This is a genomic window from Kitasatospora sp. NPDC059571 (assembly GCF_042735675.1).
GTDB lineage: Bacteria > Actinomycetota > Actinomycetes > Streptomycetales > Streptomycetaceae > Kitasatospora.
The window spans coordinates 1-9,938 of record NZ_JBHWBW010000068.1 but is presented as its reverse complement, the minus strand read 5'-3'; the positions used below and the strand labels follow the sequence as shown (position 1 = coordinate 9,938).

General features: G+C 74.1%; 6 protein-coding genes. All 6 read left to right on the top strand.

Going from position 1 to position 9,938, the window contains the following annotated elements; genetic code table 11:
• Positions 1 to 183 precede the first annotated feature (183 nt).
• The 6 genes from ACFV0G_RS11010 (at position 184) to cydD (ending at position 9,555) form a co-directional block, all read left to right on the top strand.
• Entirely contained in the window at positions 184 to 873 is a 690-nt protein-coding gene (locus tag ACFV0G_RS11010; RefSeq protein ID WP_380545131.1) for a VC0807 family protein, read from the top strand.
• 90 nt (positions 874 to 963) lie between these two features.
• Positions 964 to 1,722: a response regulator transcription factor gene (locus ACFV0G_RS11005; protein WP_380545129.1), complete on the top strand. Its 759-nt coding sequence runs from the start codon at positions 964 to 966 to the stop codon at positions 1,720 to 1,722.
• A 2-nt stretch (positions 1,723 to 1,724) separates the two neighbouring features.
• Entirely contained in the window at positions 1,725 to 3,275 is a 1,551-nt protein-coding gene (locus ACFV0G_RS11000; protein ID WP_380545127.1) for a sensor histidine kinase, read from the top strand.
• Between the two features lie 262 nt (positions 3,276 to 3,537).
• Positions 3,538 to 5,079 carry a cytochrome ubiquinol oxidase subunit I gene (locus ACFV0G_RS10995; RefSeq protein WP_380545125.1) on the top strand — a complete coding sequence of 514 codons (1,542 nt, stop codon included), beginning with the start codon at positions 3,538 to 3,540 and terminating at the stop codon, positions 5,077 to 5,079.
• A gap of 13 nt (positions 5,080 to 5,092) precedes the next feature.
• Positions 5,093 to 6,100: a cytochrome d ubiquinol oxidase subunit II gene (gene cydB, locus ACFV0G_RS10990; protein ID WP_380545123.1), complete on the top strand. Its 1,008-nt coding sequence runs from the start codon at positions 5,093 to 5,095 to the stop codon at positions 6,098 to 6,100.
• Positions 6,100 to 9,555: a thiol reductant ABC exporter subunit CydD gene (gene cydD, locus ACFV0G_RS10985; protein ID WP_380545121.1), complete on the top strand. Its 3,456-nt coding sequence runs from the start codon at positions 6,100 to 6,102 to the stop codon at positions 9,553 to 9,555. The genes cydB and cydD overlap by 1 nt, the downstream gene beginning before the upstream one ends.
• The last annotated feature ends 383 nt before the right edge of the window (positions 9,556 to 9,938 follow it).

The following is a 9,938-nucleotide window of genomic DNA, read 5'->3' as shown; positions in this document are numbered from 1 at the left end:
GGGGGGGGGGGGGGGGGGGGGGGGGGGGGGGGGGCCGCCCCCTTTACAATCGGTTGACCCGGGTTTGCGGGTACGCGGGGCCGTTTGGGGGGCCGCCCCCCTCCGGCCCCTGCCCATGGCGGTTCTGACTCAAGATCAGCTATCGTCCCCCGTCGACATCGGACAAGGACAACGGGGGGAACCGTGTCGCAGAATCAGCCTGCCCGCTCGGGCGGCGGCGCCACCGCGCTCGGCTGGGTGCTGACCATCGGCCTGAACATCGTCGCGCCGATCCTGACCTACAACGCGCTCAGCGACCGCGGCTGCGCGGAGTTCACCGCGCTGCTGATCTCCGGGGTGTGGCCGCTGGTGGACATCGCCGTCTACCTCGCCTGGCACCGCCGGATCGACGAGTTCGCCGCCTTCACGCTGCTCTTCCTCGGGCTGACCGTCGCGGTCACCCTGGTGGGCCCGCACTCGGCGCGGCTGCTGCTGGTGAAGGACTCGCTCGTCACCGGCCTGTTCGGGGTGGTCTGCCTCGCCTCGCTGGCCGCGCCGCGGCCGCTGATGTTCTACTTCGGCCGCAAGTTCGGCACCGACGGCACGCCCGAGGGCCTCGACCGGTGGAACGGCCTGTGGCAGTACGAGGGCTTCCGCCGGGTGCAGCGCAACCTCACCCTCGGCTGGGGCGTCGGCTACCTCGCCGAGGCGGCCGCCCGGGTCGGCCTCTCGTACGTCCTGGCCACCGGCACGATGGTCACCCTGAACGCGGTGCTCTCCTACGGCGTCACGGCCGCCCTGATCGCCTGGACGGTGCTGTACGCGAAGCGCGCGCGGGCCCGCGGAGCCGCCGCGACCGCCGCTGCCGCTGCACAGCCGGTCGCCGCCGGGTAGGGTGATTCATCCAACTTTCATCAACCCCGCATAGCCTCCCGGGCTATCGTCCGATGAGATGATTCGTCCGGACCGGGAGGCATAAGGCACGTGTCAGGGACAGTACAGACCGTAGGCGGGGCGGCCGCCCCCGGTGAGGCGTTCCTGCTGGTCGTCGACGACGAGCCGAACATCCGCGAGCTCCTCTCCGCCAGCCTGCGCTTCTCCGGCTTCCGGGTCGCCTCCGCCGCCACCGGCGAGGAGGCCCTGGCCGCGGTCGCCACCGAGCGGCCCGACCTCGTGGTGCTCGACGTGATGCTGCCGGACCTGGACGGCTTCACCGTGGTCGAGCGGCTGCGCGACCAGACCCAGTGGCCGGCCGGCGGCGAGCACGTCCCGGTGCTGCTGCTCACCGCCAAGGACGGCACCGGGGACAAGGTGCAGGGCCTGGCGCTGGGCGCCGACGACTACGTGACCAAGCCGTTCAGCCTGGAGGAGCTGATCGCCCGGATCCGGGCGATCCTCCGCCGGGCCGGCGGGCCCGCCGAGGACGGCCGCCTGATCATCGCCGACCTCACCCTCGACCCGGTGGCGCACGAGGTGACCCGGGCCGGTCGTGCGGTCTCGCTCTCCCCCACCGAGTTCAAGCTGCTGCACTACCTGATGGCCAACGTCGGCCGGGTGGTCTCCAAGGCGCAGATCCTCGACCACGTGTGGGCGTACGACTTCGGCGGGGACCTCTCCATCGTCGAGTCCTACATCTCCTACCTGCGCCGCAAGCTCGACTCCGGCCCCGCCGCCCACGGGCCCAAGCTGATCCACACCGTCCGCGGCATCGGCTACGCGCTGCGCCGCCCGGCGCAGGGCTGACGGTGGCCCGGCTGTCGCTGCGACTGCGGCTGCTCGTGCTCGCGGTGCTGCTGGTCGCCACGGGTCTGGTGGTCAGCGACGCCCTGGTCATCGGCACGGTGGAGGCGCAGCTGGTGGACCGGACCGACCAGCAGCTGGCCCGGTTCGGCGAACCGCTCGCCCGCCGGGTGCCCGGCCGCTTCGCCCCGGGCCAGAACCAGGCCCAGAACCAGGCCCAGAATCAGGCCCAGGGCCAGGCCCAGGGGTCGACCGCGGAGGGCCAGGGCGCCGGGGGCGGCCAGGGCGGCGGCCGGCGGATCAACCAGTTCCTGCCCAGCCAGTACGTGGTGCAGTACCTGGCGGCCGACGGCACGGTGCAGCAGGCGCTGCGGCAGCCGATGTCCGACTCCGACCCGACGCCCGACCTCGGCGGGCTGACCGTCCGCACCCTGACCTCCCACCTCAAGCAGCCGTTCGAGGTGCCCGACGAGCACGGCGGCGGCAGCAGCTGGCGCGTCCTGGTGCTCCCGGTGGACCAGAGCGGCGGCACGGCCGCCCGTGCGGCCTCCGCCGGCCCGGCGCCGGCCTACGTGCTGGTGGCGGTCTCGCTGGAGGACGTCGAGGCCACCGGGCACCGGCTGCGCACGGCCTTCCTGGTGATCGGCGGCGTGGTGCTGGTGCTGATCGCCGTCCTCGGCTTCTTCGCCGTCCGGGCCGGCCTCACCCCGCTGCGCCGGATCGAGAAGGGCGCGGCCCGGATCGCCTCAGGCGAGCTCTCGCACCGGATGCCGGAGCTGGCCCCGGGCACCGAGGTCGGCCGGCTCTCGGCGGCGCTGAACGGGATGCTGGCCCAGATCGAGGCCGCCTTCGCCGCCCGGGCCGAGTCGGAGGCGCGGATGCGGCGGTTCGTCGCGGACGCCTCGCACGAGCTGCGGACCCCGCTGGCGGGCATCCGAGGCTTCGCCGAGCTGCACCGGATGGGCGCGCTCGGCGACGTCGACCGGGCGATGGACCGGATCGAGTCGGAGGCCGTCCGGATGGGCGGCCTGGTCGAGGATCTGCTGATGCTGGCCCGGCTGGACGAGGAGCGTCCGCTGGACCTGGCGCCGATGGACCTGCGCACCCTGGCGGCGGACGCCCTGCACGACCTCACCGCGCTCGATCCCGGACGTCCCGTCTCACTGACCGGACCGGACGGCAGCGGCGCGCCCCAGGCCGCGCCGGTGCTGGGCGACGAGGCTCGGCTCCGGCAGGTGGTCACCAACCTGGTCGGCAACGCGGTCAAGCACACCCCGTCCGGGACGGCGGTGCGGATCGGCGTGGGCTCGGTGGACGGGCGCTGCCTGCTGGAGGTGGCCGACCGCGGTCCGGGGCTGACGGACGATCAGGCCGCCCAGGTCTTCGAGCGGTTCTACCGGGTGGACGCGTCGCGCAGCCGCCGGGACGGCGGGGGAGCCGGGCTCGGCCTGGCCATCGCCTCGGCCCTGGTGCACGCCCACGGCGGCACGCTGACGCTGGACACCGAGCCCGGCGAGGGCGCCGCCTTCCGGGTGCAGCTTCCCCGGCAGATCTGACCGCCGCCGTTTGTCAAGTGCCGGGCCGTCCAGTGTTCCGGTCCACCGGGCGATTGTGGGCCGGCACTGATCCATCGGATCATCCGATCCACATCACATCCGCACAATCCACACCCCGCCGCATCGGCCGATGTAGGGGTGGTGCATACTCAGCTTGTGAACGTGTTCACTTTCACAAGCGGGCAAGCTTGGCATGGATCGGTGCGGATGCGTGCTACACACCCTTTGTCCCGCTAGGTAGCGATTCGTAGGAGCGCGTGCAGTGGACCTTGCAGTCGCACACGAGACGGTCGCGCGATGGCAGTTCGGCATCACGACCGTCTACCACTTCCTCTTCGTCCCGTTGACGATCAGTCTGGCCGCCACCGTCGCCGGTCTGGAGACCGCCTGGGTGCGCACCGGCAAGGAGAAGTACTTCCACGCCACGAAGTTCTGGGGGAAGCTCTTCCTGATCAACATCGCGATGGGCGTGGTCACCGGCATCGTCCAGGAGTTCCAGTTCGGCATGAACTGGTCCGACTACTCGCGCTTCGTCGGCGACGTCTTCGGGGCGCCGCTGGCCATGGAGGCGCTGATCGCCTTCTTCTTCGAGTCGACCTTCATCGGCCTGTGGATCTTCGGCTGGGACCGCCTGCCGAAGAAGATCCACTGCGCCTGCATCTGGATGGTCGCGATCGGCACCGCGCTCTCCGCGTACTTCATCCTGGCCGCCAACTCCTGGATGCAGCACCCGGTCGGCTACCGGGTCGACCCGGCCACCGGCAAGGCCCAGCTCACGGACATCGCCCGGGTGCTGTTCCAGAACACCACCCTCGTCCAGGTCTTCCACACGCTGACCGCCGCCTTCCTCACCGGCGCAGCGTTCGTGGTCGGGATCTCCTCGTACCACCTGTGGCGGGCCAAGCGCGGCAAGGAGGGCGACCGGCGCAAGACCGCCGCGATGCGCACCTCGCTCCGGGTCGGCCTGGCCATGGCCGTGGTGGCCGGCCTCGGCACCGCGGTCAGCGGCGACAGCCTGGCCAAGGTCATGTTCGAGCAGCAGCCGATGAAGATGGCCGCCGCCGAGGCGCTCTGGGACACCCAGGCGCCCGCCCCGTTCTCGATCTTCGCGGTCGGCGACGTCAACAAGGGCCACAACGACGTCGAACTGGAGATCCCCGGGATACTGTCCTTCCTCGCCAAGGGCGACTTCAGCTCCGCCGTCCCCGGCATCAACGACACCGCCGACGCCGAGGCCGCCAAGTACGGCGGGCAGCCGAAGGACTACATCCCCAACATCTTCGTCACCTACTGGGGCTTCCGCCTCATGATCGGCTTCGGGATGAGCTCGTTCGTCGCCGCGCTGATCGGCCTCTGGACGACCCGGCGCAGGTTCTGGCTCGCCGAGGAGTACCGCACCGCCGACGACGAGCCGCCCCGCCTGATGCTGACCAAGCACCGGGAGATGTCCACCTTCTTCACCCGGTGGAGCTGGCGGATCGGCATCCTCACCATGGGGTTCCCGCTGATCGCCAACAGCTTCGGCTGGATCTTCACCGAGATGGGCCGCCAGCCCTGGGTGGTCTTCGGCCTCATGAAGACGGCGAACGCCTCCTCCCCCAGCGTCAGCGTCGGCATGCAGACCGGCGGCCTGATCACCCTCACCGCGCTCTACGCGATCCTCGCGGTGATCGAGGTCAAGCTCCTGGTCAAGTACGCCAAGCCCGGGCCCGACACCTCCGAGCAGCCGCCCTCCCAGGACCCGACGCTGCGCGGCCCCTCCTCGGGCGACGACGCCGACAAGCCCCTCGCCTTCGCCTACTGAGGACGGAAACGGCATGCACCTCCACGACCTCTGGTTCATCCTCATCGCCGTCCTGTGGACGGGCTACTTCTTCCTCGAGGGCTTCGACTTCGGCATCGGCATCCTGACCAGGCTGCTCGCCCGCGACACCACCGAGCGCCGCGTCCTGATCAACACCATCGGCCCGGTCTGGGACGGCAACGAGGTCTGGCTGCTCACCGCGGGCGGCGCCACCTTCGCCGCCTTCCCCGACTGGTACGCCACGCTCTTCAGCGGCTTCTACATCCCGCTGCTGGTCATCCTGGTCTGCCTGATCGTCCGCGGCGTCGCCTTCGAGTACCGGGCCAAGCGCACCGACGAGCGCTGGCAGCGCAACTGGGAGCGGGCCATCTTCTGGACGTCGCTGCTCCCGGCGTTCCTCTGGGGCGTCGCCTTCGCCAACATCGTCCACGGCGTCGACATCGACGCGCAGAAGAACTACGCCGGCACCTTCTGGGACCTGCTCAGCCCGTACGCCCTGCTGGGCGGCCTGACCACCCTGGTGCTGTTCACCTTCCACGGGGCCGTCTTCGCCGCGCTCAAGACGGTCGGCGACATCCGGGCCAGGGCCCGCGGCCAGGCGCTGCTGTTCGGCCTCGCCACCGCCGTGCTCGCCGCCGCCTTCCTGATCTGGACCCAGGTGCACTCCGGCAACGGCTGGAGCCTGGCCGCCCTGGTCGTCACCGTGCTCGCCCTGGCGGGCTCCCTGGCGGCCAACCGGCTGGGCCGCGAGGGCTGGGCGTTCGCGCTCTCCGGCGCGACCGTGGCCGCGGCCACCGCGATGCTCTTCCTCGCGCTCTTCCCCGACGTCATGCCGTCGACGCTGAACCCCGCCTGGAGTCTGACCGTCACCAACGCCTCGTCCTCGCCCTACACCCTCAAGGTGATGACGGTCGTCGCCGCGATCTTTACCCCGATCGTCCTGCTCTACCAGGGCTGGACGTACTGGGTGTTCCGCAAGCGAATCGGCGTCCAGCACATCCCCGCGGCCGTGCAGCACTGATGAAGCCCGTCGACCCCAGGCTGCTGCGGTACGCCGCCGCCACCCGCGCCTTCCTCGCCGGCACCGTCCTGCTCGGCGGCGCCGGGGCCGTCCTGACTGTCCTGCAGGCCGGCCTGATCGCCGAGATCGTGGTCCGCGCGTTCCAGCAGCACGCGTACCACCTCACCGGCCCGCTGCTCGCCCTGGCCGCCACCGCGGCCGGGCGGGCGGCGGTCGCCTGGCTGACCGAACTCGCCGCGCACCGCTCGGTCGCGCGGGTCAAGCTCACCCTGCGCGGACGGCTGCTGGAGCACGCCACCGCGCTCGGCCCCGGCCACCTCGCCGGCCGCCGCACCGGCGAGCTCACCGCCCTCGCCACCCGCGGCGTGGACGCCCTCGACGACTACTTCGCCCGCTACCTCCCCCAGCTCGCCCTCGCCGTGGTCGTCCCGGCGGTGGTGCTGGCGCGGATCCTCGGCGCCGACTGGTCCTCGGCCGCGGTGATCGCCGCCACCCTGCCGCTGATCCCGCTGTTCATGGTGCTGATCGGGCTCGCCACCCAGTCCCGGATGGACCGCCAGTGGCGGCACCTCGCCCGGCTCTCCCACCACTTCCTGGACGTGGTGGCCGGCCTTCCCACGCTCAAGGTCTTCGGCCGCGCCCGGGCGCAGGCCCGCACCATCGCCCGGATCACCGACGACCACCGCCGCGCCACCATGCGCACCCTGCGGATCGCCTTCGTCTCCTCCTTCGCGCTGGAGCTCCTCTCCACCCTGTCGGTCGCCCTGGTCGCCGTCTCGGTCGGCTTCCGGCTGGTCGACGGCAGCCTCGACCTGCGGACGGGGCTGCTCGTCCTGGTCCTCGCCCCCGAGGTCTACCTGCCGATCCGCCAGGTCGGCGCGCTCTACCACTCCAGTGCCGAGGGACTGGCCGCCGCCGGTCAGGTCTTCGAGGTGCTGGAGACCCCGCTGCCCGCCGCCGGCACCCGCCCCGTCCCGCCGCTCGGCGAGGCCGAGATCGTGGTCGACCACGTCACCGTCACCCACCCCGGCCGCCCCCGGCCCGCGCTGGACGACGCCGTGCTCACCCTGCGGCCCGGCACCACCACCGCCCTCACCGGGCCCAGCGGCGCCGGCAAGTCCACCCTGCTGGCCGTCCTGCTCGGGCTGACCGCCCCGGACGCCGGCACCGTCCGGGTCGGCGGCCACGACCTCGCCGAGCTCGACCCGGACGCCTGGCGGCAGCAGATCGCCTGGGTCCCCCAGCAGCCGTACCTGTTCGCCGGCACCGTCGCCGACAACGTCCGGCTGGCGCGGCCGGACGCCACCGACGAGGAGGTCCGCGCGGCGCTCGCCGCCGCCCACGCCCTCGACTTCGCCGCCGACCTCGCCCTCCCGCTCGGCGAGGGCGGCGCGGGCCTGTCCGCCGGCCAGCGCCAGCGACTCGCCCTCGCCCGCGCGCTGCTCACCGACCGCCCGCTGGTGCTGCTCGACGAGCCCACCGCCCACCTCGACGGCGCCAGCGAGGAGGCCGTGGTCGAGGCGGTCCGGGCCCTGCACGGCCGGCGCACCGTCCTGGTGGTGGCCCACCGGCCCGCCCTGCTCGCCGCCGCCGACCACCGCCACCACCTGGCCGGGCCCGCCGCGCCGCCCGCCGCCGAGGCCGCCGCGGTGCCCGCCGCCCGCACCGGCGGCGCGGTCGGCCCCCGGCCCGCCGGCGACGACGACGAGCCGGACACCGCACCGCCCACCCGGCCCCGGCTGGCCGCCGCCGTCCTGCTCGGCGCCCTCGCCCTCGGCTGCGCGGTCGCCCTGCTCGGCACCTCCGGCTGGCTGATCTCCCGCGCCTCCCAGATGCCCCCGGTGCTCTACCTGATGGTCGCCGTCACCTCGGTGCGCGCCTTCGGCATCGGCCGCTCGGTCTTCCGCTACGCCGAGCGCCTGGTCTCGCACGACGCCGTGCTCAAGGCGCTGGCCGGCGTCCGGACCTCGGTGTACCGCCGACTGGAGCGGCTCGCCCCGGCCGGGCTCCCCGCGTTCCGCCGCGGCGACCTGCTCGCCCGGCTGGTCGCGGACGTCGACGCCGTCCAGGACCACCACCTGCGCTGGCGGCTGCCCGCCGCGGTCGCCGTGCTGGTCTCGGCGGGCTCCGCGGCCGCCCTCGCCGCCCTGCTGCCCGCGGCCGGCGCGGTCCTCGCGATCGGCCTGCTGATCGCCGGGGCCGCCGTCCCCGCCCTCGCCGTCCGGATCGCCGGCCGCGCCGACCGGCGGCTCGCCGCCGCCCGCGGCGCACTCGGCACCGCCGTCGTCGACACCCTCACCGGGACGGCCGAACTCACCGTCGCCGGCGCCCTGCCCGGCCGCCTCGCCGCGGCCCGGGCGGCCGACGCCCGGCTCACCGCGCTCGCCGCCCGGTCGGCCGCCGGCAGCGCCCTCGGCGCCGGACTCACCGCGCTGGTCACCGGCGCCACCGTGGTGCTCGCCGCCGCGGCCGGCGTGCACGGCGTCGCCACCGGTGCGCTGCCCGGGGTCTGCCTCGCCGTGGTGGTGCTCACTCCGCTCGCCGCGTTCGAGGCGGTCGCCGGGATGCCGACCGCGGTGGGCTTCCGCGAGCGCAGCCGCGCCGCCCGCGCCCGGCTGGACGAGGTGCTCACCGCACCCGAACCGGTCACCGAGCCGGCCGAGCCCGGCGCGCTGCCCGCGGCCGTCCTGCCGGTGTCCGTCCGCGGTCTGACCGCCCGCTGGCCGGGGCAGGACGGTGACGCGCTGACCGGCGTCGACCTGGACCTCGCACCCGGCCGCCGGATCGCCGTGGTCGGCCCGTCCGGCTCCGGCAAGACCACCCTCGCCCAGGTGCTGCTGCGCTTCCTCGACCAGCGGGCCGGCACCGTCGCCCTCGGGCCCGGTGCCGTCGACACCCGCACCCTGGCCGGCGACGACGTCCGCCGGGTGATCGGCCTGTGCGCGCAGGACGCCCACGTCTTCGACAGCTCGCTGCGCGAGAACCTCCGCCTCGCCCGGCCCGCCGCCGAGGAGCGGGAGCTGCGCGCGGCACTCGCCGCGGCCCGCCTGCTCGACTGGGTCGACACCCTGCCCGACGGCCTGGACACCATGGTCGGCGAGCACGGCGCCCGGCTCTCCGGCGGCCAGCGGCAGCGGCGCGCGCTCGCCAGGGCCCAGCGCGCCCACTTCCCCGTCCTCGTCCTGGACGAGCCCGCCGAGCACCTCGACCTGCCCACCGCCGACGCGCTCACCGCCGACCTGCTCGCCGCCACCGCCGGGCGCACCACCCTGCTGATCACCCACCGGCTGGCCGGGCTCGACGACACCACCGTCGACGAGGTGCTGGTGCTGGACGGCGGCCGGGTCGCCGAACGCGGCCGCTTCTCCGACCTGGCCGCCCGCCCGGACGGCCGGCTCGCCGACCTGGTCCGCCGCGAGCAGGCGGCCGACGCCCTCGCCCCGGTGGCGGGCTGACACCCCGGCACCGGAGCGGCGGCCGGAAGGGGCGGGGCCGCTGCGGCGTCGCCGCAGGCCAATCCGTCCGGCCCGCTCGTGCCCCCTTGCGATCCACCCCCGCCGCGAATCTAAGGACGGCATGACCGCCGGACGGCTCCGTGTGGTGTCCGGGTCGGTGGAGGCGCCGGCCTCGGCCCGCACCCCCGGCAGCGTGCTGCAGCGGCTTGCCGCCGCCGCGCGGCCCGCCACCCGGTCCTGACCGCGCGTTCGGCCCGCCGCTCCGCCCGAGGCCGGGCGCCCCCCCCCCCGGGCGCCCCGCCCCCGGCGGACCGGGGCGGCACCCAGCGTGCGGTCCTCCCGCGATCAATGGGCGGCACCCAGGAGCCGCCAGCCGACCCGAC